General features: G+C 47.8%; 24 protein-coding genes and 1 tRNA gene. 3 read left to right on the forward strand and 22 right to left on the reverse strand.

Annotated elements, in window-relative coordinates; all coding sequences use genetic code 11:
- Positions 1-155 precede the first annotated feature (155 nt).
- Together PRUTH_RS07685 and PRUTH_RS07690 are read left to right on the forward strand one after the other, a co-directional pair.
- A complete protein-coding gene (locus tag PRUTH_RS07685) occupies positions 156-1235 on the forward strand; it encodes a porin (protein ID WP_022945684.1) in 1080 nt (359 codons plus the stop codon).
- A gap of 15 nt (positions 1236-1250) precedes the next feature.
- Positions 1251-1655 carry a type 2 periplasmic-binding domain-containing protein gene (locus PRUTH_RS07690; protein WP_171036757.1) on the forward strand — a complete coding sequence of 135 codons (405 nt, stop codon included), beginning with the start codon at positions 1251-1253 and terminating at the stop codon, positions 1653-1655.
- 69 nt (positions 1656-1724) lie between these two features.
- Here the strand turns inward: PRUTH_RS07690 and PRUTH_RS07695 are convergent, their stop codons facing one another.
- The 22 genes from PRUTH_RS07695 to rlmE form a co-directional block, all read right to left on the reverse strand.
- On the reverse strand, positions 1725-2054 hold the full coding sequence (locus PRUTH_RS07695) for a Na+/H+ antiporter subunit G (RefSeq protein ID WP_022945686.1): 330 nt from the start codon (positions 2052-2054) through the stop codon (positions 1725-1727).
- Between the two features lie 8 nt (positions 2055-2062).
- Positions 2063-2332, reverse strand: a complete 270-nt coding sequence (locus PRUTH_RS07700; protein WP_022945687.1) for a K+/H+ antiporter subunit F — start codon at positions 2330-2332, stop codon at positions 2063-2065.
- Positions 2326-2862 carry a Na+/H+ antiporter subunit E gene (locus PRUTH_RS07705; RefSeq protein ID WP_022945688.1) on the reverse strand — a complete coding sequence of 179 codons (537 nt, stop codon included), beginning with the start codon at positions 2860-2862 and terminating at the stop codon, positions 2326-2328. Before PRUTH_RS07705 ends, PRUTH_RS07700 begins: the two co-directional genes overlap by 7 nt.
- The gene (locus PRUTH_RS07710; RefSeq protein ID WP_053910343.1) at positions 2863-4389 is read right to left on the reverse strand and encodes a monovalent cation/H+ antiporter subunit D; all 1527 of its coding nucleotides are present in this window, start codon (positions 4387-4389) and stop codon (positions 2863-2865) included.
- Complete coding sequence (locus PRUTH_RS07715; RefSeq protein ID WP_022945690.1) at positions 4390-4728, reverse strand: Na+/H+ antiporter subunit C; 339 nt, start codon at positions 4726-4728, stop codon at positions 4390-4392.
- Positions 4728-7520 (reverse strand): monovalent cation/H+ antiporter subunit A, encoded by a 2793-nt coding sequence (locus PRUTH_RS07720; RefSeq protein ID WP_022945691.1) that lies wholly within the window; start codon positions 7518-7520, stop codon positions 4728-4730. The genes PRUTH_RS07715 and PRUTH_RS07720 overlap by 1 nt, the downstream gene beginning before the upstream one ends.
- A 234-nt stretch (positions 7521-7754) precedes the next feature.
- On the reverse strand, positions 7755-8969 hold the full coding sequence (locus PRUTH_RS07725) for a hypothetical protein (RefSeq protein WP_151172981.1): 1215 nt from the start codon (positions 8967-8969) through the stop codon (positions 7755-7757).
- Entirely contained in the window at positions 8959-9837 is an 879-nt protein-coding gene (gene nlpI, locus PRUTH_RS07730; protein ID WP_022945693.1) for a lipoprotein NlpI, read from the reverse strand. The genes PRUTH_RS07725 and nlpI overlap by 11 nt, the downstream gene beginning before the upstream one ends.
- 88 nt (positions 9838-9925) lie before the next feature.
- Positions 9926-12055, reverse strand: a complete 2130-nt coding sequence (gene pnp / locus PRUTH_RS07735; protein WP_151172982.1) for a polyribonucleotide nucleotidyltransferase — start codon at positions 12053-12055, stop codon at positions 9926-9928.
- A 264-nt stretch (positions 12056-12319) separates the two neighbouring features.
- Positions 12320-12589 carry a 30S ribosomal protein S15 gene (gene rpsO / locus PRUTH_RS07740; protein WP_026111212.1) on the reverse strand — a complete coding sequence of 90 codons (270 nt, stop codon included), beginning with the start codon at positions 12587-12589 and terminating at the stop codon, positions 12320-12322.
- Positions 12590-12717: 128 nt separating this feature from the next.
- The gene (gene truB, locus PRUTH_RS07745) at positions 12718-13653 is read right to left on the reverse strand and encodes a tRNA pseudouridine(55) synthase TruB (RefSeq protein ID WP_022945695.1); all 936 of its coding nucleotides are present in this window, start codon (positions 13651-13653) and stop codon (positions 12718-12720) included.
- Positions 13654-13658: 5 nt separating this feature from the next.
- Positions 13659-14048 carry a 30S ribosome-binding factor RbfA gene (rbfA, locus tag PRUTH_RS07750; protein WP_022945696.1) on the reverse strand — a complete coding sequence of 130 codons (390 nt, stop codon included), beginning with the start codon at positions 14046-14048 and terminating at the stop codon, positions 13659-13661.
- Positions 14049-14126: 78 nt separating this feature from the next.
- The gene (gene infB, locus PRUTH_RS07755; protein ID WP_022945697.1) at positions 14127-16796 is read right to left on the reverse strand and encodes a translation initiation factor IF-2; all 2670 of its coding nucleotides are present in this window, start codon (positions 16794-16796) and stop codon (positions 14127-14129) included.
- A 25-nt stretch (positions 16797-16821) separates the two neighbouring features.
- Entirely contained in the window at positions 16822-18321 is a 1500-nt protein-coding gene (gene nusA, locus PRUTH_RS07760) for a transcription termination factor NusA (protein WP_151172983.1), read from the reverse strand.
- Between the two features lie 39 nt (positions 18322-18360).
- Positions 18361-18816, reverse strand: a complete 456-nt coding sequence (gene rimP / locus PRUTH_RS07765; RefSeq protein WP_022945699.1) for a ribosome maturation factor RimP — start codon at positions 18814-18816, stop codon at positions 18361-18363.
- Between the two features lie 442 nt (positions 18817-19258).
- Positions 19259-19344, reverse strand: a tRNA-Leu gene (locus PRUTH_RS07770).
- 8 nt (positions 19345-19352) lie between these two features.
- Positions 19353-19706 (reverse strand): preprotein translocase subunit SecG, encoded by a 354-nt coding sequence (secG, locus tag PRUTH_RS07775; protein ID WP_022945701.1) that lies wholly within the window; start codon positions 19704-19706, stop codon positions 19353-19355.
- A 6-nt stretch (positions 19707-19712) separates the two neighbouring features.
- Positions 19713-20456, reverse strand: a complete 744-nt coding sequence (tpiA, locus tag PRUTH_RS07780; protein ID WP_022945702.1) for a triose-phosphate isomerase — start codon at positions 20454-20456, stop codon at positions 19713-19715.
- 80 nt (positions 20457-20536) lie between these two features.
- Entirely contained in the window at positions 20537-21880 is a 1344-nt protein-coding gene (gene glmM, locus PRUTH_RS07785; RefSeq protein ID WP_022945703.1) for a phosphoglucosamine mutase, read from the reverse strand.
- Between the two features lie 8 nt (positions 21881-21888).
- Positions 21889-22737 carry a dihydropteroate synthase gene (folP, locus tag PRUTH_RS07790; RefSeq protein ID WP_151172984.1) on the reverse strand — a complete coding sequence of 283 codons (849 nt, stop codon included), beginning with the start codon at positions 22735-22737 and terminating at the stop codon, positions 21889-21891.
- A 96-nt stretch (positions 22738-22833) separates the two neighbouring features.
- Complete coding sequence (gene ftsH / locus PRUTH_RS07795) at positions 22834-24768, reverse strand: ATP-dependent zinc metalloprotease FtsH (protein ID WP_151172985.1); 1935 nt, start codon at positions 24766-24768, stop codon at positions 22834-22836.
- A 64-nt stretch (positions 24769-24832) separates the two neighbouring features.
- Positions 24833-25462, reverse strand: a complete 630-nt coding sequence (rlmE, locus tag PRUTH_RS07800) for a 23S rRNA (uridine(2552)-2'-O)-methyltransferase RlmE (protein ID WP_022945706.1) — start codon at positions 25460-25462, stop codon at positions 24833-24835.
- An 89-nt stretch (positions 25463-25551) separates the two neighbouring features.
- Between rlmE and yhbY the strand changes: the two genes are divergently transcribed.
- A complete protein-coding gene (yhbY, locus tag PRUTH_RS07805) occupies positions 25552-25848 on the forward strand; it encodes a ribosome assembly RNA-binding protein YhbY (protein WP_022945707.1) in 297 nt (98 codons plus the stop codon).
- The last annotated feature ends 58 nt before the right edge of the window (positions 25849-25906 follow it).

Here is a 25906-nt window from a genome sequence, read left to right on the forward strand (position 1 = left end):
AAATTCTAACTTTTTTTGCTTTTTCTCTCATTTTTATTGGTTCATGCAAAAAACGCCACGGCGGTGGTTGCCTGCTGAATATACAACAAAAAATTTACAAACCTTATATTTGTCTATACTCAAGGAGCACTAAGCACACAACTTAGGAAACAGGTATGAAACTCAAACTATCGTTAATTGCAGTGGCGTTGTCGTTCAGCTCGCAAAGTTTTGCGGATGTCAACGTATCGGGCTTTGTCAGCATAAATGCTGGTAAAGTACTCAGTGGTGATGGTGTTCCACAATATGGTGTAGAGCCGACTTTTTTAGCCGACTACCCCATTGTTAGTGCTTACACCGATGAAATATCTTTCGAACCCGAGTCGCTATTCGGCCTTCAAGTGAGTGCCGACTTGATGGATGGTCTTAGCGCAACAGGGCAAATAGTGGCTCGCGGTGCTAATGATTTTGATGCTGAGTTCGAGTGGGCCTACTTATCCTATGAGCTCAATGAGAATTGGACTTTGCAAGGGGGTAAGAAGCGCCTACCGCTATTCTACTACTCGGACTTCTATGATGTTGGTTATGCCTATGTATGGATGCGGCCTCCTGCCGATAATTACACCTGGCAAATATTCAATTACAACGGTCTTAACTTGCTATACAACGGCTATGTTGGCGATTGGTCCATCAGCGGTAATATTTATGGCGGCCGTGAAGACGACGAAAGCAACAAGCTACTCAGCGAGTTTTTCTTCCAGGAGCCAACCAGAGAAATATGGAAAGATATCATTGGCGGCGTAATTCAAGCGAGTAACGACTGGTTTGAAATACGGGCTACACACATGCGTTATACCAATGAGCGTTATCGCAGTGGCAATATCGTTGTTTGGGAAGATGGGGATACCGAACGCGACGGTAAGTTCTACGGTCTCGCCTTGAACCTCGACTTTGGCGACGCCTTTGTATTAACAGAGCTTAACCGCCTCGATCTCGATGGCAACCTCGACACCTATATGGTCAGCGCGGGCTACCGCTTTGATGGCATCACCCCCTATGTGAGTTACTCTGAGTTTGATCAAGAGGGCGATGGCGATACCGAGCAGCACAACACCACATCGGTGGGTGTAAGGTGGGACTTCCACCCGTCCGCTGCATTTAAAGTGCAATTCGATAAAGTTGAAGATGATTCTTTTGACTTAGCGGTTGCGGGTGACAGTGAGTCGATCACCATCGGTGTTGACGCGGTATTCTAAATGAGGAGCACAATTATGTATAAGATCGCATTTTTGTTCACGCTATTAAGCTCATCAGTCGCTCTGGCTGATGTGGCCGTTATCGTTCACCCCAGTAATGGCAGTGATATCAATAAAGACACGGTGGAGCGTATCTTTATTGGCAAAGAGAAATCGTTCTCCAATGGCAATAAAGCAATTCCCATTAGCCAAGCCAGCGGAGCCACCGCCGATGAATTTAACCAAAAAGTACTGAATAAGTCCTCAGGACAACTCAAGGCTTATTGGTCAAAACTCGTGTTTACAGGAAAGGGCACACCGCCTAAAGAGGTAGATAACGATGCAGAAGTGATTCAGTTAGTCAGCTCAAACCCCGATACCATCGGCTTTGTTGATGCTGGCAGCGTCACAGATGCTGTTAAAGTGGTCACCACTTTCTAACGGATATTCTAAGCGTTAGATAAAACAACGGGGCGTTTTTCGCCCCGTTTTCATTTCGAATATTGCTACTTAGTCGTCTTCTATTTTATCCAACCCTTTGGTATCTTCTCGCGCTTTTAAATCGTGGTGAATAGCCGATTTGATAAGCATATAACCTGTGATGGGGGCGGTGATCAGCAAAAATATAGAAATCAGAATCTCTTTGATGTTCACTTCACCATTAGTAACACTAAAGTAAACATTGGCGGCAATAAGTAGCGATGCCATCCCTAAGGTGGTGGCCTTCGTTGGGCCATGTAAACGCATAAAGAAATCCGGCATTTTTACCAGACCAATAGAACCAATTAAAATAAACGCGCCGCCTGCAAGTAAGAACGCGGCAATTATCCACTCAAACATACCCTCTCCTACTCAATGATATCGCCACGTAGTAAATATTTACATACTGCGACAGTGCTGACAAAACCAAGCATGGCAATAAGCAGCGCAGCTTCAAAATAAATTTGTGTTTGCATACCGATACCATACAAAATAATCAACGCGATGGTATTAATGTACATGGTATCGAGTGCCAAGATACGATCAGGGATAGAAGGGCCGACAATTAAGCGCCACAAATTGAGCACCAGTGACACGCCAATCATCGCAAACACGATAAGTAAAACATGTTCTAACATTGAAAAATCTCCTTCAACGGCGCTTCGTAACGGCTTTTAATGGAGTTAATCAGCTCCTGTTCGTCTCCCATATCAAGCACATGGATCAACAAGAAGCGTTGTTCTGGCTCTTGTCCTTGTGGCAGAGACTCTGGAATCGGATACACCTCAGCACTGACCGTGCCGGGAGTTAATGACACAGTGCTCGCAAGCATGGTGATAGGTAAATCATGTTTCAAATCTAACGGCACTTTAATAAACCCAGGACGCAAACGCTTGCTTGGCCCCAGTATTTTTATCGCTACTTCAACATTCGCAGTGATAATGTCCCACAGCACGATAAGTAGTTGCTTGAATGCCAAGCCGGGGCGCAATATTAACGGCTGAGGCTTGCGAAATGGTGCGATAGACAGCGGAATAACAATAGCCAGTACCGCCCCTAAAATTAAATGGCCCGGCGATACGCTGTTGTTAAGCAACAGCCAAACCGCAAACAATAATATGGTGCGAAACGGGGTGGGTAACCACTTATATTTTGCTTGTAAACGCATTTATTGCCCCTTAGCCAACGCAAAAACAGTATCAACCGCGACTTGAGTATTATGCAATGTTGCTGCTGCATGCTGGCTCACTTCGGTCAGTGGTGCAGCGAACACTGTCATTAATACTGGCACTGCAAGCATCAATAGCACCGCGAAGCTTCGGCGTTTGCCAGCGTATACGGCATCTTCAAATTGTTCATCTTGCTGTGGGTTGTCATGCCAAAATAGGCTCGTTCCAGCTCGCGACAAGGCCACAAGGGTTGCCAAACTGACAATCAGGTATATGGGCCAGAACACCCAGGCAACGTTGCTTTCCCAAGCCGCATCCAATAACCATAATTTAGCGATAAAGCCAGAAAGTGGTGGCAAACCGGCCAAGGCAATGGCGCACAGCACAAAGCAGATACCGAGTAGCTTAGGCTCGGCAACACTGCGGCTATTCACCAGCCTATCTTGCACTTTACCACGCTGTAAGCCAATCAAGTCCGCGACTAAGAACATTGCCGCACAGCCTACTGTTGAGTGCAGTAAATAATAGATTGCCACAGCTGTGGCCTGCTCATTATTCAGAGCCACCATAGCCACTAAGGTGCCCACCGAAACAATGACTAAATTTGCCGTTAGCCGACGTAAATCTTCCGAAGCTAAAACGCCAACAGCCCCAACCACTAAGGTGACCAGTGCCAGAGGCCATAACCAAGTGGTGGCCATACCGCTGAGCTCGCCGGCGTTATCACCGAAGATCATAGTGAACACGCGCATCATGGCGTAAATACCAACCTTGGTCATAACCGCAAATTGCGCTGCTACCGCAGGCATTGCACGGCTATAAGTTGCCGCTAACCACAAATGTAATGGCAATAAGGCGGCCTTTAGAGCGAAGACAATAAGCAGCAACAAACCACCTATTTTAGCCAAGTAAATATCATCGCCCTGTAGCTGAGCTACTTTAGTAGCTAAATCCGCCATATTCAACGTACCGAGTACCCCATAAAGAATCCCTAAGGCGATGAGGAAGATACTCGAGCCCACCAAGTTAAGCACCACGTAGTGAAGCGCGGCTTTGGTGGTCTGTTTATCCGTTTTATGCATTAGCAATGCATAGGAAGCAATCAGTAGCACTTCAAAAAAGACGAACAAGTTAAATAAATCCCCGGTTAAAAAGGCACCATTCACACCCATAAGCAAGAAGTGCGTAAGGGGATGATAGAAGCTGCCTTTTTTGTCATCACCGCGACTGGCGTAAATGGTGGTAACCAAGGTTAGGAAGCTTGTTAGGATAGTCAGTAGCACCGCCAACGGATCGGCGTATAAAACGATACCAAAGGGTGGCTGCCAAGTACCAATAGCATACACAATCGGGCCGCCTTGCAACAGTTGCTGCAATAACACCGTGCTCGCTATTAACGTAAGCAGTGCCATAAACATCGCTGTCCAGCGGCGAATAATGAGGTTTTTACCACAAGGCGGGAGCAGTAAAATGATCCCCGCAAGTAAAGGCAGTAGGATAGGTAAAGTGATCAAATGCTGCATCAACTATGACCCCTTTTTCGAGCGTGGTTGACCATCCACATGGTCATTACCTAAATCCGCGCGACCACGAATAGCCAAGATCACCACAAACGCGGTCATCGCAAAACCAATCACGATGGCGGTCAATACTAACGCTTGGGGAAGCGGATCGGCATACCCTGCAGACTGACCCAACACCGGCGCCTTATTGATTTGTAGACGCCCTGAGGAGAACAAAAATAGGTTCACCGCGTAAGAGAGCATGGTAAGCCCGAGCACCACCGGGAAAGTGCGCGCTCGTAAAATAAGATACACTCCGCAGGCCACTAATAGACCTACACAGCTTGCATATAAGAGTTCCATTAGAGGTTGACCTTTTCTTTCGGTGTTTCTGCTGTCAATTTACCTAGGCTTGCCAAAATCATCAAAGTGGCACCTACCACAGTGAGATAGACCCCTAGGTCGAAAATCATTGCGCTGGCAAGCTCGGTTTTGCCCACCAACGGAATATCAAAATAATCAAACCAGCTGGTTAAGAAGTTACGCCCAAACAGCCAGCTTCCCATGCCTGTCAGTGTAGCAATGGCTAATCCTGAGGCTATCACCTTGCGGTAATTGATATCCATGCGCGCACGTATCCAGTTCGAACCATTGGCCATGTACTGCAAGATGAAGGCGATAGAAGTAACCAAGCCAGCGATGAAGCCACCACCCGGTAAGTTGTGACCACGCAAGAAAATATACACGGACACCATAATGGCCAGCGGCAGCAAACTTTGCGAGATACTCGCCAGCAACAGCGGGTGACGTTCGCGAGCCCAAGGACGCCCTTCACTGTCTGATGCTGGCATAAACAGTGGCAGATTAAGTAATAGCTTGTAGATACCCAGCGCTGCGATACCCAGTACAGTAATTTCACCAAGAGTATCAAAGCCACGGAAGTCTACGAGAATAACGTTTACAACGTTGGTACCGCCGCCACCGGTTTTGGCATTGGCAACAAAGAATTGCGAGATGCTCTCGTGGGGGCGTGTGAGCACCGCATAACAAATACTGCCGATGACGATACCAATGGCACTACTGATCCCTAAATCTCGCAAGATTCGAATTGAGCTTGATTCCTTTGGCGTACGTTGCGGTAAGAAAAACAGTGCCAACATCAATAGCATCACCGTGACTACTTCCACAGTAAGCTGAGTGAGCGCCAAGTCAGGCGCAGAGAAACGACTGAAGGCCACTGAGGTCATCAACCCCACCACCGAAATCATGATGAGGGCCACCATGCGCGAGCGATGCCATACCAAGGTGGCAAGCGCGCCAATCATGAGCAAGGCCGCGCCAATGGCATTATGAGCATCAATATCGCTCAGACCTTTAGACCCAGCCAGCGTATGCATTTCAAATAATGGCAGACCGGCAAGAACCAGTGCCGAGAGCAATAAAATAAAGACATAGCGCTGCAAAGAGCCATTCTCTATACGCAGAACTTGCTCACGTGACCACGTCATCACCTGTTGGATACCGGCGTCGAATGCCCTTTTTGCATTAACACTGGGTAGCGAGGCTTGGAACTGGAATAAATATTTGCGTTGAGAATAGATAAACAAACCACCGGCTACTGCCACCGCACTCATAAATAGCGGTAGATTAAAACCGTGCCAAATAGCCAGTTTGTAATCCGGTGCATCACCGGCTAAAACTGCATTGGAAGCGACCGATAAAATAGGGTCCACTACAAAGGCTGGGAACAAACCGACGAGCACACACATCGCAACCAACACTTCAATGGGCACGCGCATATAACGCGGCGCTTCGTGAGGATCCTTAGGCAGGTCTTTGGGCTCACCATTGAAAAATACATCGTGAATAAAACGCGCCGAATAAGCCACTGACAATGCCCCGGCTACCGTCGCTAACACTGGAATTAACCATGACATAGACCCCAGCATTTGCTGGTGTAAAGTCTCAGCAAAGAACATCTCTTTTGATAAGAAGCCGTTCAAAAGCGGCACACCGGCCATGGACGCCGCCGCCACCATCGCTAAGGTCGCGGTATAAGGCATATAACGCCACATACCGTTCAGTTTACGCATGTCTCGAGTACCGGTTTCGTGATCGATAATACCCGTCGCCATAAACAGTGATGCTTTAAAAATAGCGTGATTAATAATGTGGAAAATCGCCGCAACTGTCGCCAGCTGCGTATCCAGGCCTAGGAGCAAGGTAATAAGACCCAAATGACTGATGGTCGAGTATGCCAACAAGCCCTTTAAGTCGTGTTTGAATAAAGCAATGTAAGCACCGACTAACAAGGTTGTCAGGCCGGTTACGCCAACAATAATGAACCATAGCTCGGTGCCTGCCAGTGCGGGATAAAAGCGGGCTAACAGGAAAATTCCGGCTTTAACCATCGTTGCCGAATGTAAGTAGGCGCTGACTGGCGTAGGTGCCGCCATCGCATGCGGCAACCAAAAGTGAAAGGGAAACTGCGCAGATTTGGTGAACGCCCCTAGCAACACCAACACCAAAATAACCGGATACCAAGACGATGACTTGATCACCTCGGCACTTTGTAGAATAACGTCAAGCTCGTAGCTGCCCACTAACTGGCCGATGAGCACTAAGCCCGCCAACAGGGCCAGACCGCCAGCGCCGGTAATAGCCAATGCCATACGTGCGCCTTTACGTGCTTCAGGTTTATGGGACCAGTAGCTGATCAATAAAAATGAGCTAATACTGGTGAGCTCCCAGAAGAACCACATTTGAATAATATTATTCGCCGTCACAATGCCTAGCATGGCTGTCATAAACAGCATTAAGTAGGCATAAAGCTTAGGCATGGAGTCATTCTCACTAAGGTAATAGCGAGCATAAAGAATAACCAGCAAACCGATACACAGGATCAGTAAGCAAAACAGCAGGGCTAACCCGTCCAGACGGAAAGACAAGTTCACGCCTAATTCAGGTATCCAGGGTAGGCTGGAATAGAGGGTCTCACCCGCCAGCACATCGGGGGCTAAACTCAGTACTAGGGCTAAGCCTAAAATGGGCATTATTGCGGTGATAATCGCACTTTGATTGCGCGATAATTTACCAGTAAAACTCGCAAGTAAACTGCCTATAAGGGATAACAGGGGTATCCACAGCAAAGTCATAGTTTGTGAACCTTTATTATGGTCGCTGAACCTTCAAACAACCTTCTTATAATCAACTCCAGCATCGGGTTTGCTTCCGTGTGCTAAGTTCCTCAACTAGGGTTAGTATAGCGCCAATTAAACATTAATAATTAGTCAGTTATACTGTTGTGCTCACTCTTTGTCTAGCCTAGATGCGGCTATTCGCCTAAAACTTGGGCTGAGATTAACACCTCACTAACCTTGCTTACAAATCTAGTTGTTGGCTTGGTTAATAGTTGTACGGCCTTCACCTGCTCCATGTGTGGCAAGTGGGTGGCGTTGTAGCCAGATTGGTAGCGCACTTAGGCGATGAAAGTAATCTTGATAGCGCAGTAATTCATCGCTGTGTTGGCGCAATTGTTTCACCCAAAGGCGACGATACAAAGGCGATAAGCCAACCTCTGAGTGTTGCATAATGCTGATTTTATCAGTGGGTTTATAGCCACGCCCATTGTTGCAAAAATCGCTTTTATACCAACCAGAAGGCCTTGTATCATCGACATAAAGGTTAGCATAGATTTGCCCTTTGTCTGTGCATGCGTGTTGTTGTACTTTAGGCCCCGGATATTCGTCCGTGAACCCGGCAAAATGCATGAGTTCGTGTAAAAACACATGATAAGGTGCCTCTGTGCTTAATTGCATGACTCCTGCTTGGACATTGGCGCGCCCCTGCTTGGTCATCATAACAATGAAATCAAAACCCGGGGGCAGTCGTGATGGCTGCTCTGCCAAAGGCTGCCAATTGCAGCGCACATAGCCCCCCCTACTCGACGTGCAATCAAGCTGGCTACCCATATAAACAGGCTTAGATAAACACATCAGTCCCGGTTGTGGCTCTGCTTTTGCAAGGTATCGTTCACGCAATTGTTTTAACCTCACGATGCCTTGCGCGTGATCTGCCAATAATAAAATATTGTAATCACATTGGCGTGCCTCAATTGCTCCTAAGCGCACTTCAAAATCATGATGCTGCGCATAGTCAGTGGTAATTCGACTTGGCGGCACACCTTGGTGCATCAGTAGAGGCTGAGCAACTTCTTCACTAAGCGCACGATGTTGTGAGATGGTCGTGAGCGAGTGCCACTGCTCATTAAGGAGTAGCCGCTTGGTAAGTTGCTGCCACTGCACAGCTTGGGTGTCGTTTTGATGTGATAACGCCGCCTGCCAATACGGCGTGGCATCCTCTACACGGTGGTCATTGAGTAGCTTGACGGCTAGGGCCAGTTGCGCTGGCGCCACACTCTGCCCTGCCAACACTCGCAGCTGTGCCTGATTAAGTGATTGATAGTCGATACTGTGTGGCTGATAGCGATGCCAATAACCAAGGTAACTGGCAGAGTTTGCCGCTAGATGGGAAGCTAAATGAGGGGAGAAACTGCTGCTGGCACAAAGTAGTAGTGCCAGCAGTATAATTACACTAGTGCGCACCCTCGCCTGCCATTAAGCTCAGCTCCAAACGGGCGTACTTATATTCAACAAACTCGTACACATTAGTCGATAACGCCAATTTAAAGTAGTCACTGGCCAAGGCTGTATTGCCTTCAGCTTGGTGACGCTTGGCGATATAGAAATACGCCTCACACAATCGCTCAGCATACTCTTGATGCGACTCGACGCCCTCGCTCAAGGTGTTTAACAGAGCCTTTTCATCAATATCGCCATTGTAATAAGCGACCAACTGATAGGCCCAATTCTGTGGGTCTAACGCTTGCGCCATCTTAGCTAAATTGGCTTTTGCTTGTTGAGCGTCGTTCGCACTTTGCGCCAAATAAAGCCATAGCACACGGTAGGGATCGTCCGGCGCAAAATCTAAAAAAGCTTGTAAGTCGTCACTGGCCAGTTTAGGGCGCTCCCCATAATAAAGGGCGATGCCTCGGTTTAAGTATGCATATTCATGCTCAGCGTTAAGCTCCAACACCGAGTCGAACATTTCGTAAGCTTTGCCGTATTGCTGCATTAGGGTGTGATGAATGCCTAAAAAGTTATAGACCTCGGCTAAATCAGGCTTAAGTTTTACTGCGCGGTTAAAGTCAATGCGCGCCAAGGTACTAAGCCCTAAGCTATCAAATAGTACACCTCGGTCATAATAAAGCTGCGCTTGTTGCTCATTAGGAAGTTCAGCTTGCTCAATGAGCTCGGTATAACGAGCTATGGCAATTTCGCTGCGAAAATCACTGGGCAGAGGCGCTGTAAATGGCACTGCAACTAAATACTGAGGCTCTTGGGAAGTGGATTGGCAACCAGCCAACACAGCGGCTAGTGCGCCTGCAATAATGAGCGAAATGGGTTTTCTCAACGTCCTGCACCTATATTCAACGGCTATAGATTTTCATTAAACCACAAAAAAGGGGGCTAAACAGCCCCCTTTTACATCAGATTAATGCTTATTCAGCGCTTTTTGACTCTTCTGCGTTTGCAGCTGGTTTTTCTTGCGCTTCTTTGATACTCAAGCGAACGCGGCCTTGGCGGTCTACTTCTAGTACCTTAACTTTAACTTCTTGACCAACGCTTAGGTGATCAGTCACGTTATTCACACGCTCTTCGCTGATTTGTGAAATGTGTACTAAACCATCTTTGCCTGGCAATACATTAACAAACGCACCGAAGTCTACGATACGAACTACTTTACCTTCGTAGATTGTACCTACTTCAAGTTCTGCAGTTAACTGCTCTACGCGAGCGATTGCAGCGCGTGCGCTTTCGCCATCGGTGGCAGCGATCTTAACCGTACCGTCATCATCGATTTCGATAGTAGTGCCAGTTTCTTCAGTTAACGCACGGATTGTTGCACCGCCTTTACCAATTACGTCAGCAATTTTCTTCGGTGGAATGTTTACCGTGTAAATGCGTGGTGCGTAATCTGAAAGCTCAGCCGCTGGTGAAGAGATGGCTTCATCCATCACGCCAAGAATATGCAAACGGGCAGCTTGTGCTTGGTTAAGCGCAATTTGCATGATTTCTTTAGTGATACCTTCAATCTTGATATCCATTTGCAGCGCAGTGATACCTTCAGAAGTACCGGCTACTTTAAAGTCCATGTCGCCTAGGTGGTCTTCGTCACCCAAGATGTCAGAAAGAACAACAAAGTTGTCGCCTTCTTTAACAAGACCCATAGCAATACCCGCTACAGATGCCTTAGTTGGGACACCGGCATTCATCAGCGCCAGCGAAGTACCACATACCGAGGCCATTGAAGATGAACCGTTCGATTCAGTGATCTCTGATACCACACGGATTGAGTAAGGGAATTCTTCAAGCGTAGGAAGAACAGCCGCAATACCACGCTTAGCAAGGTTACCATGACCAATTTCACGACGCTTAGGTGAGCCTACAAAGCCTGTTTCGCCAACACAGAATGGAGGGAAGTTGTAGTGCAACATGAAGCGGTTAGTTGAGGTACCCGTAATAGCATCAATCATCTGTGCGTCACGTTCTGTACCCAGCGTTGCGGTAACAAGTGCCTGAGTTTCACCACGGGTGAAGATAGCACTACCGTGCGTACGTGCAAGCACACCGGTTTTAACATCTAGGGCACGGATCATCTCAGGAGTACGGCCATCAATACGTTTTTCACCGGCAATGATGCGACCACGTACGATTTTCTTCTCAAGTGAACCGAATACACCCGATACTTCTTGCTCATCTAAGCTTTCGTCTTCACCCAGCTCAGCGCTTAGCTTCTCGATTACTTGTGCTTTCGCTGCGCTTAGCGCATCTTTACGCGCTACCTTGTCAGTGATGTGATACGCTTCACCGATTTTCGCTTCCGCGATGGCAGCCACTTTTTCCGCTAGCGACTCGTCTTTCGCTGGTGCGGTCCAATCCCATACAGGCTTGCCTGCTTCGCTAGCAAATTCGTTAATTGCAGTAATAATGGCTTGTGACTGCTCATGACCGTAAACAACGGCGCCTAGCATCACGTCTTCTGGCAATGTTTCAGCTTCCGACTCAACCATCAGTACCGCGTTGTCAGTACCAGCAACAACAAGGTCTAGCTTACTTTCGTTTAGCTCAGTAAGTGTTGGGTTAAGGACATATTGACCGTCGATAAAGCCTACACGAGACGCACCGATTGGGCCATTGAATGGAATACCCGAAAGCGCAAGCGCCGCTGAAGTACCAATCAGCGCGACGATATCTGGTTGAATTTCAGGGTCTACTGAAACAACGGTTGCGATAACTTGCACTTCGTTTACGAAGCCATCAGGGAACAGTGGACGGATTGGACGGTCAATCAAGCGCGCGATCAGTGTCTCGCCGTCTGATGGACGACCTTCACGCTTCAAGAAACCACCAGGGATACGACCCGCTGCGTACATTTTTTCAATGTAGTTAACAGTCAGAGGAAAGAAGTCTTGACCTGGGTTTGCTTCACGCTTACCAACCACAGTCACGAGTACCGAGGTATCGCCAATGCTAGCAAGTACGGCACCGTCTGCTTGACGTGCAATCGCACCCGTTTCTAGCGATACAGTGTGTTCACCGTATTGAAATTCTTTAATAATTGGTTGCACTTAATTATTTCCTTTAAGTTGCATTTAGCCCTACTTAATCGTACTAAGCAGACTAAAGTTTGGTTTTCTCAAGCACCTTACCAATTACAGTAAATAACCACACTCACGCTGGAATGCCTTTATTTACTACAATTGGCAATATGGTGCCATCTTAGCCGACGGCCATACATTGCCCTACCGACTTAGACAGGGCCTAGTATACTCGCCAAAAGCACACAAAAAAAGGGGCTAGATAGCCCCTTTTTGTAAACTGATTTCAAAGAATTAGCGACGTAGGCCAAGTTCTTGAATTAGTGCAGTGTAACGCTCGATGCTTTTACCTTTTAGGTAGTTAAGCAAGTTACGGCGTTGGCTTACTTTGCGAAGCAGACCACGACGTGAGTGGTTGTCTTGCTTGTGGTTAGCAAAGTGACCTTGAAGCTTGTTGATATCGTGAGTTAGCAAAGCTACTTGTACTTCAGGTGAACCTGTGTCGCCTTCAGCGCGTGCGAATTTTGCGATGATATCTGCTTTTTCTTGGTTGCTTAGTGACATAAATAACTCCAAAAAATGAGTGTTTTAATACGGTAAGAGCCGATCACTAATCCAGCCCCACCAAATGAGCGCGCTATTTTAACAATTTACGCGAGAACTACAAGCGCTTTATAGGGTGCGCCACTTTCCTAGCTGGTAATTGCCACAGCACGTTTGGCCTTTAAGTGGCCGTGTTGGTTACGCTCACCAACGCCTAGAAAGCGTGTTTTGCAGCGCACCGCACATACCGGCGCAACCTGCTCGCCGACAACCACAGTTTGCCCGTGGGCAAAAGCAGTGGCTTGTTGTTCGTCAAGCTCGATGCTTGGTAAGTCTTGCACCGCAGTATCCATCGGCAACAGCAAGGGGTCGAGTACCTCTGCTGGGGCGATGTCTTTGGCTTTGGCCTCATCGAGTAGCTGCTGCAACGTCTCTAACGTCACCATTTTTTCTGCCGGATAGTGACCTACTTTAGAACGGTGAAGCATAATCACATGGGCGCCACACCCGAGTAACTCACCTAAGTCATCAACAATCGTACGTATATAGGTGCCTTTGGATACGTGCGCGGTCATTTGTATCTCGTTGCGCTCACTGTCGAACTCATCTAAGGTCAAACTGTAGACATGAATACGGCGGCATTTACGCGGTACTTCAATGCCTTCACGGGCATATTTATACAGTGGTTGGCCTTGGTATTTCAGTGCCGAGTACATCGACGGATACTGATCCGACTCCCCAATAAAACTGGCAACCTGTTCACGTAAATCCGCTTCACAGACATCCACTGCTCGGGTTTGCACAATTTCACCATCGGCGTCAGAGGTGGTCGTGCGCTCGCCTAGTTTAGCCCGAACCACATAGGTTTTGTCGGTGTCGAGTAAAAACTGTGAAAACTTGGTCGCTTCACCGAAGCACACCGGTAACATCCCCGTAGCAAGAGGGTCTAACGCGCCGGTGTGGCCCGCCTTTTGCGCAAAGAAAATACCTTTTGCTTGTTGTAACGCGCGGTTACTGGAGATCCCTTGCGGCTTATTAACCAATAGTACGCCATCGACCGGGCGGCCTTTTGTCCGTCTGGCCATCGCGCTTACTCTTCTTCGTCGCTGTTGTTGCGCTTATCCTGATCTTCACGCATTACGGTGTCGACCAAGTTAGAAATACGCATCCCCTCGAGCAGCGAGTTATCAATCACGAAACGCAACTCAGGGATAATGCGAGCACGAATACGCTTGCCTAATAAGGAGCGAATGTAGCCGCTGGCATCGTTCAAAATACGCATGCTTTGTTTCGCTTTAGTGTCGTCATCTTGGTTAAAGACGGTGACAAAAATTTTGGCGTAGGACAAATCACGGGATACTTCCACCGCAGACACGGTCACCATGCCTAAACGCGGGTCTTTCACTTCGCGCTGGATGATCACCGCGATTTCTTTTTGGATTTGCTGCGCTACGCGCTCTGTGCGAGAAAATTCTCTCATTTCCACCACTTCTATTGATTACACAATGCACAAATGGGGGCACAAGGCCCCCATACTTTTTATGACTAACTGTGAGGTTTACAGCGAGCGTTGTACTTCAACGACTTCGAATACCTCAATTTGGTCACCGACCTTAACGTCATTATAGTTCTTAACGCCGATACCACATTCCATACCGTTACGAACTTCTTGAACGTCATCTCTGAATCGACGTAGCGACTCAAGCTCACCTTCATAGATAACGACGTTATCACGAAGAACGCGAATTGGGTTAGAACGTTTAACCACACCTTCGGTTACCATACAACCAGCGACAGAGCCAATCTTCGGTGCCTTAAATACATCACGTACTTCGGCAAGACCAATGATTTCCTGCTTGAATTCAGGCTGTAGCATACCGGTCATGGCTTGCTTCACTTCTTCAATCAGGTCATAGATAACGCTGTAGTAACGCAGGTCAATGCTTTCGCTTTCAATCACTTTACGTGCAGAAGCGTCAGCACGAACGTTAAAGCCAACGACAATCGCATTTGATGCGGCGGCAAGTGATGCATCAGTCTCGGTGATACCACCAACACCGCTACCCACGATTTTCACTTTAACTTCTTCAGTAGAAAGCTTAGTCAGTGAATCAGCAATCGCTTCGATAGAGCCTTGAACGTCGGCCTTAAGGACAATGTTCACTTCGCTCACGTCACCTTCAGACATATTGCTAAACATGTTTTCCAGTTTCGCTTTTTGCTGACGAGCAAGCTTCACTTCGCGGAATTTGCCTTGACGATAAAGCGCTACTTCACGCGCTTTACGCTCATCGCGTACCACAGTGGCTTCGTCACCAGCTGCAGGCACACCAGAGAGACCTAAAATCTCGACTGGAATTGACGGGCCCGCTTCTTTGATTTCTTTACCATTCTCATCGCGCATTGCACGAACACGGCCATATTCAAGACCACAAAGAACGATATCGCCTTGCTTAAGCATACCTTCTTGAACAAGCACAGTGGCTACTGGACCACGGCCTTTATCTAGACGTGATTCAATCACCACACCCGAGGCCATGCCTTCAGGAATAGCGGTTAGTTCAAGGATTTCTGACTGCATCAAGACAGCTTCAAGAAGCTCATCAACACCTTCACCCGTTTTCGCTGAGATATGAACGAACTGCGTTTCTCCGCCCCATTCTTCTGGGATAACATCTAACGCTGCAAGTTCATTCTTAACGCGATCTGGGTCCGCGCCTTCTTTATCGATTTTGTTCACCGCAACAATCAACGGTACTTCTGCTGCTTTAGCGTGCTGTACTGCTTCTTTGGTTTGCGGCATTACACCATCGTCGGCAGCAACAACAAGGATAACGATATCCGTTGCTTTTGCACCCCGTGCACGCATTGAAGTAAAGGCCGCGTGCCCTGGTGTATCTAAGAAGGTGATCATGCCGTTGTCGGTGTCAACGTGGTAAGCACCAATGTGCTGGGTAATACCGCCAGCCTCACCCGATGCCACTTTGGCTTTACGGATGTAGTCAAGCGTCGAGGTTTTACCGTGGTCAACGTGACCCATTACAGTTACAACCGGTGCACGCGATTCAGCCTGACCGCCTTCAGAGCGATCGCTTAATACGCGCTCTTCAAGCTCGTTTTCTTTGGTGATCACTACTTTGTGACCCATTTCTTCGGCCACCAGTTGTGCTGTTTCCTGATCGATAACTTGGTTAATGGTTACCATGTCACCCATCTTCATCATGGTTTTCACCACTTCAGCGCCTTTCACCGCCATACGTGATGCTAACTCAGCAACGGTGATGGTTTCACCAATGCGTACTTCAGCTTTTTTATCCGCTACCGGCTTTTTAAAGCCATGCTGTAAAGACGTAGGCGCTTTCAGCTTACCTTTCTTGCCTTTAAGCTTAGCTGGAGCCTCGGTTTTACCCTTTGGCTTTTTCTTTTTACGACGTGCACTTTTCTCTTCGCGCGCGTCTGATTCGTCCTCTGCTTCACGGGCATAGGTCGAGGTTGTGAGGTGATGGTCCGCTGTTTCCTCGCGGCGCTTACGTTCCTCTTCTTCTTTCTTCCAACGCGCTTCGTTTTCTTCCGCTAGACGGCGGGCTTCTTCGGCTTGACGTTTCGCTTCTTCTTCGGCTTTCTTCAATGCTGCCTCTTCTGCTTCTTTCTGTAAGCGCTCAGCTTCTTCACGTTCTTTCTGAGTTTGCTCCTCGTCCTTTGCAGAATCATGACTGTCTTTGCGCTGTGCTTCAGCTTTACGCTTCGCTTCTTCTTTAGCCTTACGCTCTGCTTCTTGTTTCGCTTTGCGTTCAGCCTCTTCTTTTGCTTTGCGTTCGGCTTCTTCTTTGGCCTTACGCTCTGCTTCTTCTTTGGCCTGTGCCTCGGCCTCTTTACGCGCTTGCTCCTCTGCTTCTAAACGAGCTTGCTCCTGCTGCTCCTCTAGCGCGCTCTTTTTCACGTAGGTGCGCTTTTTACGCACTTCTACTTGTACGGCTTTCGCCTTACCCGTTGAACCTGTCACGCTGAGCGTACTTTTCTTCTTACGCTGCAGGGTCATGCGCTCGGGGCCAGTTGAACCCGCACCGCCGTGTTGCTTCGACAAGTGGTCGAGTAGTTGTGCTTTTTCTGACTCAGAGACATGGTCGTCAGCGCCTTTTTTTATACCGGCACTGTCTAATTGCTGGAGCAATTTATCAACAGTTGTACCAATGTCCTCGGCCAGTTTTGCTACACTTACTTCTGCCATATTCTTTGTTACCTCCGTTAATAAATTACTCGTCACCGAACCAGCAAACGTTACGCGCGGCCATAATCAGGTCGCCCGCTTCCTGCTCGGAAAGCTCGGTAATTTCAACTAGTTCATCAATGCCTTGCTCAGCTAGATCTTCTAAAGTAATCACCCCTTTACTTGCCATGACAAAGGCAAGGTGGCGATCAAGTCCTTCAAGATTCAATAAGTCTTCAGCTGGCTCAGCACCTTCTAGCGATTCTTCGTCTTTCAACGCTTTCGTTGTTAATGCATCTTTAGCGCGGTTACGTAGCTCTTCAACAGTCTCTTCATCAAGACCATCAATTTCTAGGAGCTCGCTAGTAGGCACATAGGCCACTTCTTCAAGCGTTGAGAAGCCCTCGCCGATTAATAATTCAGCGAAGTCGTCATCAATATCTAACCCTTCAGTGAATAGGTTGATAAGTTTGTCTGATTCTTCACGGTTTTTAGATTCCATATCTTCAACCGTCATCACGTTCAGTTCCCAACCTGTAAGTTGGCTCGCTAAACGTACGTTTTGTCCGTTACGACCAATGGCCTGTGCCAGGTTATCAGCCTCGACAGCAATATCCATTGAGCGCGAATCTTCGCCCATAACAATGGATGCGACCTCAGCAGGTGCCATCGCATTAATAACGAATTGCGCTGGGTTATCATCGTATAACACGATGTCAACGCGCTCGCCGCCAAGCTCTGTAGAGACAGCTTGCACACGCGCTCCTCGCATCCCCACACAGGCACCCACAGGGTCAATGCGCTTGTCATTCGATTTTACTGCGATTTTGGCACGTGAACCTGGGTCACGCGCTGCAGAGCGTAGCTCAATCATTTCTTCGCCAATCTCTGGCACCTCAATGCGGAATAGTTCCATCAGCATTTCAGGTTTAGAGCGAGTGACGAACAATTGCGCGCCGCGCGCTTCGGGGCGCACTGCATAGAGTAAACCACGAACACGGTCACCTGGGCGGAAGTTTTCGCGCGGTAACATATCTTCACGATAAATGACGGCTTCGGCATTGTTGCCTAAATCAAGCACGATGGCGTCGCGGCTGGCTTTTTTCACCACGCCAGTAACTAACTCACCTTCTTGATCTTTATACGCTTCAACCACTAAAGCGCGTTCTGCTTCACGCACTTTTTGGACGATAACTTGCTTCGCCATTTGCGTGGTAATACGGTCAAACTTAATAGATTCAATCTGTTCTTCAACAAAATCACCAAGCTGGATTTCAGGTTCTTCTACCTGCGCCGCTTCGAGGGTGATCTCGCGGTATGGGTGTTCTAGGCTGCCATCTTCTAGCGCCTCTGCCACCTGCCAACGACGGAACGTATCGTATTCACCGGTTTTGCGGTCGATAGATACACGCACATCGATATCACCGTCATGTTTTTTCTTTGTTGCGGTCGCTAGTGCGAACTCTAATGCTTCAAAAATTTTCTCTTTGGGGACCGCTTTTTCATTGGAAACGGCTTCCGCCACCAATAGGATTTCTTTTGCCATAGGTATTGCCTCGCTTGCCCTATTCCTTTCGCACTGAAATTAAAATTTGGCGATGATATTGGCACGCTCAACGTTGCTGATCATCAACATAAACTCTTGATTATCAACGTTGATAGTGACCATATCACCATTAACTGCTACTAAGTCGCCCTTAAAATTACGGCGACCATCTTGTGGAAGCTTGGTACGCAAGCGTACTTCTTCACCCACTGCTTGTTGGTAATGTTCTGGTTTGAACAGTGGACGATCAACGCCTGGCGACGACACTTCCAAGTCGTATTCGTTGGTAATGGGGTCTTCTACATCGAGAATCGCGCTCACCTGTCGACTTACATCTGCACAATTATCCACAGTAATGCCATCTGGATGGTCGATATACACACGTAATGTGGAATGGCGACCCGCTTGAATAAATTCAAGCCCCAGTAGCTCGAAGTCTAAGGCTTCAACTGCCGGTGTTAACATGTCAGTTAATGTTTGCTCGAGCTTTGTCACGAAACTCCTCCATAGAAACAAAAAAAGGGCTTAAGCCCCATTTTTCAAGTACAGATACAACAACGCCCCGAACCAAGCGGGGCGTCACACCGGAGATATTCGTAGTACGAAGATCTCCTGATCTTCTGAGCGGCCTAGGGCCAAGCTTGGCTGCGGGCTATATCTGCACGATAAAAACCGCTGCAACGTTTAGCAAAGTTGCCTTGGCTAAACGCAAAACGCGCATTACTAAGAATGCGCGAACATCAAATAAAACAAAGCCAACGTAAAGAGAACCTTGTTTGAAAATCTGCTGCATGAGAGATACGGCTGCATCACCTCATTCGTGGCGACTATTATAGAGGTAAGGTTTATATTTAGCAACCACCTAGCATGACTAAAGGCCAGTATTAACAAGGCCTTTACAATAAAAAAGCCAAGCAGATGCTTGGCTTTTTTAATTTGGTGCCGTGGGCGGGACTTGAACCCGCACGAGCATAGCTCACCACCCCCTCAAGATGGCGTGTCTACCAATTCCACCACCACGGCTTAATTTTTTAGTTTGGCACGTCTGGATTCGTGCTCTTAGGCTCTTCTACTGGTACATCAGATGCATCTTCAGTCACCGTCTGTGCAGCAGGTGCTGATTCTAGGTTTTCCCACTCGTCGGTCTTTTTAATTTGACCTGCAGTTAAGTTACCTAGCACGATGCTTAGCACAAAGAAGATAGTTGCTAATACTGTGGTTGTCTTAGTCATAAAGTTACCAGCACCTGACGAACCAAAAACGGTTGCCGATGCACCTGCACCAAATGAAGACCCCATATCAGCGCCTTTACCTTGTTGAATTAGCACGAAACCAACCAGTGCAATTGCAACAATCAAATAAATTACTAATAGAATTTCGTACATTTAATATTATCCTTTTGCACTTTCACAGATGCTGACAAAAGCGCCTGTTTTTAGACTTGCACCGCCGATAAGGCCGCCGTCTATATCTTGTTGTGCAAATAATTCTTCACTATTCTTTTCGTTTACGCTGCCGCCATACAATATGCGTAAGCCTTGTGATAGACCCTGATCTTGCTGGGCAATCTTATCACGAATAAACTGGTGTATGTCTTGAGCTTGCTGCGGCGATGCAGTTTTACCTGTGCCTATAGCCCAAACCGGCTCGTATGCTATCACAGATTGTGATAATGCAGCCACACCTAATTTTTGGATTACCGCCTCAATTTGAGCACTAATCACTGATTCTGTTTCACCCTGTTCACGTTGCTGCTCGGTTTCTCCGACACACAGTACAGGGATAAGGCCCTGCTGTTGCGCCATAGCAAACTTATTTGCTACGTCTTCGTCAGACTCACCAAAAACATGGCGACGCTCAGAGTGCCCAACTAAGGTGTAAGTGACACCTAGCTGCTTAGCCAGCGCCGCTTGGGTCTCCCCAGTGTAAGCGCCCGCTTCATATTCAGACACAGTCTGCACACCCGTTTGCAAACCTAATTTTACAGCTTCTGCTGCTAACAAGGCGGGAACAAACAGTGCCACATCGACTTCTTGGCCATTAATATCTTCTAAAACATTAGCCATTTCATTGAGCAATGTTTGAGAACCATTTAACTTCCAATTACCAGCCACTAAAGGCTTACGTGATGCCATGTTTTACTCCATGTCTGAAAGCGGACGAGATAGTACCCCGAGTCATTTCAACTTACAAGTAGTTATTTATGCAAACTTGTTTAACTGCTCACACTTTCAACAACTTGCGCTATTTTACTACTCAAATCCAGTACTTGTTTTTCATGCTCGGCTTCAACCATCACACGAACCACCGGCTCGGTACCCGATTTACGTAGTAGCACCCGCCCTTTACCGGCGAGCTCCTGTTCAACCTCGGCGACAACCTGTTGCACAGTGGGTGCTTGTGTTGGATCACTACCAGGGGCATAGCGCACGTTAATCATATTCATCGGGTATTTAACAAATCCTTGCCCTAAATCGCGCAATGTTTTGTTCGTCGTGACCATAGCGGCAAGTACTTGCAAGCTGGAAATAATACCGTCGCCAGTGCTGATTAAATCCAAGTTCAGCACGTGCCCTGAACTTTCACCGCCGATTTTCCACCCTTTTTGCTTTAATAGTTCCATCACATAACGGTCACCCACTTTCGAGCGAGCAAAGTCTATTCCTTTCTCTTTAAGGGCATTTTCAAGACCCATGTTGGACATCACCGTGCCTACCACGCCACCACCCAGCTCTCCTTGATGGTGCAGCGCGCTGGCAATGATGTAAACGATATCATCGCCATCAAACACTTGCCCTTTGTGGTCGACCATCATCACCCGATCGCCGTCACCGTCATAAGCAATCCCTACATCGGCCTGCTCTTCAAGCACTTTGCGTTTCAGTGCGGATACATCAGTGGCGCCACACTCAGCATTTATGTTCAAGCCATTAGGCTGACAGGCATAAGGGATCACCTCTGCACCCAGCTCTTGCATAACGGCAGGCGCAATGTGATAGGTTGCGCCATTGGCACAATCGAGGACAATTTTAAGCCCTTCCAAAGAATGCCCTTGCGGGAACTGACCTTTACAGAATTCAATATAGCGGCCATCTGCACTTACCAGACGTCGCGCTTTACCCAGCTTTTCAGAAGGCACACAGGTCATATCACTGTCGAGCATGGCTTCTATTTCAAGTTCAATATCGTCGGCTAGTTTAAGGCCATCGCTGGAAAAAAACTTAATACCGTTATCGTGATAAGGGTTGTGTGAAGCACTTATCACAATGCCCGCTTCCGCTCTAAAGGTTTGCGTTAAATAAGCAACCGCTGGCGTTGGCATTGGACCAAGTAAGACAACATCAATGCCCGCTGCGATAAGCCCGGCCTCTAAAGAGGTCTCAAGTAAGTAACCGGAAATGCGGGTGTCTTTCCCGATAATAACCTTCCTCGTTCCTGTTTTGGAGAGAACCTTACCAGCCGCCCAACCTAGCTTAAGAGCAAATTCTGGCGTTATCGGGTATTCACCAACCTGACCTCGCACGCCATCGGTGCCAAAGTATTTACGTGTTGTACTCATGTTTTCTCCTAATCTTGTACTTGCAAAGGGGCCTGGGTGGCTTGGAAAACCTTTACAATATCCGTTGTTTCTTGCACATCATGCACGCGCACAATGCGCGCGCCCTTTTGCATACAGATTAATGCGCCAGCTAAGCTTGCGCTGAGACGCTGATCTGCATCTCGATTTAATAATTTTCCGAACATTGATTTGCGCGATAGACCAGTGAGTACTGGGTATCCTAGTCGCTGTAGTTGCTCAAGCTCACTCAACAATTGATAGTTATGTTGCAGTGATTTACCAAAGCCAAAGCCGGGGTCGATAATAATGTTCGTTTTACTTATCCCAGCTTCGATACATTGTCGCGCTCGCTCTTGTAAAAACGTACCCACCTCTTTGGTGACATCAATGTAATCAGGAGCATTCTGCATAGAGCGTGGTTGCCCGCGCATGTGCATAATGCACACAGGAACCTGAGCGCTGGCTGCTGCGCTGAGTGCTCCAGGTTCTTGCAGCGCGCGCACATCGTTGATGATATCTGCACCGGCCTGAACCGCCGCTGTCATCACGCCGGCCTTACTGGTATCAATGGAGATGACGCAATCACTGCGCTCGCGAATGGCGTTGATTACGGGGACCACCCGCTGCAACTCTTCTTGTTCAGCGACATCGTCTGCGCCTGGGCGTGTTGACTCGCCGCCCACATCAATAATAGTGGCACCTTGTTCTAACATCGTTAGGGCACGGTTGACAGCGTTGTCTAGGGTATTGTGTTGGCCGCCATCGGAGAAGGAGTCCGGCGTGACATTTAAAATCCCCATGACTTGGGGAGTACTGAGATCCAAATAACGATCTCGAGGAAGTGTTAACCTTGTCATTACTTACTCTGTCTATGAAGGTCTTCCAAGTACCGGTTAATCAATGGCTAACTTGGGGAAAGGAAAAGCCCCAAACTGTGTTGGGGCTATTGGTTTTTACTCTTTGTCGTCAGAGTTCGGCTTATCGACGTTATTATCGTCTTGCGCCGTTGCTTCATCGGCCAGCTCACCTTGCGATTTAGCTTTGGCATCTGCTGGAGGCTTCTGATCGTGGGCATCACGTGGTGGACGCACCTCGCGACGCTCCATCAAATCATCGATTTGCAGCGCATCAATGGTCTCATACTTCATCAATGCGTCTTTCATGGCATGCAAGATATCAATGTTATCACGCAAGATTTGCTCTGCACGTTCGTAGTTTCTATCTGAGATATCACGTACTTCTGAATCAATCAGTTTGGCTGTGTCATCAGACATGCTGGCACTGCGTGATGAGCCTCGGCCCATAAACACTTCGCCTTCTTCTTCAGCGTACAGCAGCGGGCCCATTTTCGCGCTTAAGCCCCACTGCGTCACCATCTTACGGGCAATTTCAGTGGCCCGCTCAATGTCGTTACTCGCACCCGTTGTCACTTTCTCATCGCCATAAATAATGGCTTCAGCAATACGGCCGCCGTACAAGCTAGAAATCATTGATTCCAAGTGCTCTTTCGAGTGGCTCACTCGGTCTTGCTCTGGCAAGTACATGGTGACACCTAAGGCACGACCACGTGGAATGATTGACACTTTGTACACTGGGTCGTGCTCTGGCACGATACGCCCAACAATAGCGTGACCGGCTTCGTGATACGCGGTCATCTCTTTTTCTTCCTCAGACATCACCATCGATTTGCGCTCTGCGCCCATCATGATTTTATCTTTGGCGGCATCAAATTCAGCCATGCTCACAACACGCTTGTTACCACGAGCAGCGAATAGTGCGGCTTCGTTCACAAGGTTGGCTAAGTCAGCACCAGAGAAACCAGGCGTTCCTCGAGCAATCACCGAGGCTTCAACATTATCGGCCAATGGCACTTTTCGCATGTGCACTTTTAGGATCTGCTCACGACCGCGAATATCTGGTAAACCAACGACCACCTGACGGTCAAAGCGACCTGGGCGAAGTAATGCAGGGTCCAGTACATCCGGACGGTTGGTTGCAGCAATAACGATAATACCTTCGTTACCTTCGAAACCATCCATCTCTACCAGCATTTGGTTCAAGGTTTGCTCACGTTCATCGTGACCACCACCCATACCAGCACCCCGTTGGCGACCTACGGCGTCAATCTCATCAATAAAGATGATGCAAGGAGCGGCTTTTTTCGCTTGCTCAAACATGTCGCGAACCCGGGATGCACCCACGCCCACGAACATCTCAACAAAGTCAGAACCTGAAATTGTAAAAAACGGCACTTTCGCTTCACCAGCAACAGCTTTAGCGAGCAAGGTTTTACCTGTACCAGGAGGGCCTACCATGAGTACGCCCTTAGGAATACTGCCGCCCAATTTTTGGAACTTGGATGGGTCGCGCAAGAAATCCACTAGCTCGGTAACGTCCTCTTTGGCCTCATCGCAACCAGCAACGTCAGCGAAGGTGGTCTTCACCTGGTCTTCGCTCATTAAACGAGCCTTACTTTTGCCAAAGGACATCGCGCCTTTGCCGCCACCACCTTGCATTTGTCGCATGAAGAATATCCATACGCCAATAAGCAGTAACATTGGGAACCAGGAAATGAAAATGCTTGCCAGTAAGGACTGCTCTTCAGGTTGAACACCTTTTACGTTGACATCATTTTTGAGTAAGTCATTGATAAGGTCTTCGTCATACATAGGCATGGTTGTTTGAAAACGCTCACCACTGGTTTTAACTCCAGCAATTGCGCCTGTTCCACGGTCTATCACGACTTCGCGCAACGAACCGCTGCGTACATCCTTGACGAATTGTGTGTAACTCGTTTGCCTGTCTAAATTGTCGGAGCCGTTAAAGCTTTGAAAAACCGACATCAAAACAACGGCAATAACCAGCCATAGTATTAAATTCTTTGCCATATCACTCAAGGTGTTAACCTCTTGTATCCAAATTAATTAAATTCAACTTTTCCCGACAACTGTACTACAGTTTGTAGCCCGTAGCTACTACATATACCTCACGGGAACGTGGGCGCGACGCATCGGGTTTACGTATTTTTACAGTGCGAAAGCTGTCACGAACGTCTTTGACAAACTGATCAAAGCCCTCGCCTTGGAACACTTTAACCGCAAAGGCGCCGTTTTTCTTTAGCACTTGGTGGCACATATCCAATGCCAACTCTACCAAATACATGCTTCCCGCTTGGTCAGTACTCATATTACCGCTCATATTCGGGGCCATATCCGAGAACACCACATCGACGTTCTGCCCATCTATACGCTCGAGCAACGCATTTAGCACAGCCTCTTCGCGAAAATCGCCTTGTAAAAAGTCGACCCCAGCCAAAGAATCCATAGGCAGGATATCACAGGCGATAACCTGACCATTGTCGCCAACCTTCTGCGCCAAGTACTGTGACCAACTTCCTGGGGCTGCGCCTAAATCGACGACCGCCATGCCGGGTTTAAGTAATTTGTCTTTGTTTTGGATTTCATCAAGTTTGAAAACCGCGCGCGACCGCCACCCTTGCTTTTGCGCTTCATGCACATAATGGTCGTCGAAATGCTCTTTCAACCATCGCTGGGAGCTCGCCGAGTGCTTCTTATTCGCCATAAATTAACACGCAACTAAAATAGTAATATCTGCTAGATGGCGTTAGAATACCGATAATTCAAGCTCGAATCAGCAAAATTTGAAAATCTATGAAACTATCGAATAAACAGAAGCAATACCTAAAAAGCCTCGCACACCCACTTAAGCCTGTGGTTTTGTTGGGTGCTAACGGCCTGACCGAAGGGGTGATTGCCGAAATCGACAGTGCTTTGGACATCCATGAGCTCATTAAGGTTAGAGTGCCAACCAGTGATAGAGAAACTAAAGCACTTATTTTTGATGCCATCATCCGTGAAACGGGTGCTTACAAAGTGCAAAGCATTGGTCATATTTTAACTATTTATCGCCAAAGCGAAGAGCGTAAAATTCAGCTACCTCGCGGGTAGTCACAAACGCTTATAAAAAAGGTCGGCTCATGCCGACCTTTTTTTGTTTCAACGCCCA

It is taken from the genome of Pseudoalteromonas ruthenica (assembly GCF_008808095.1).
GTDB lineage: Bacteria > Pseudomonadota > Gammaproteobacteria > Enterobacterales > Alteromonadaceae > Pseudoalteromonas > Pseudoalteromonas ruthenica.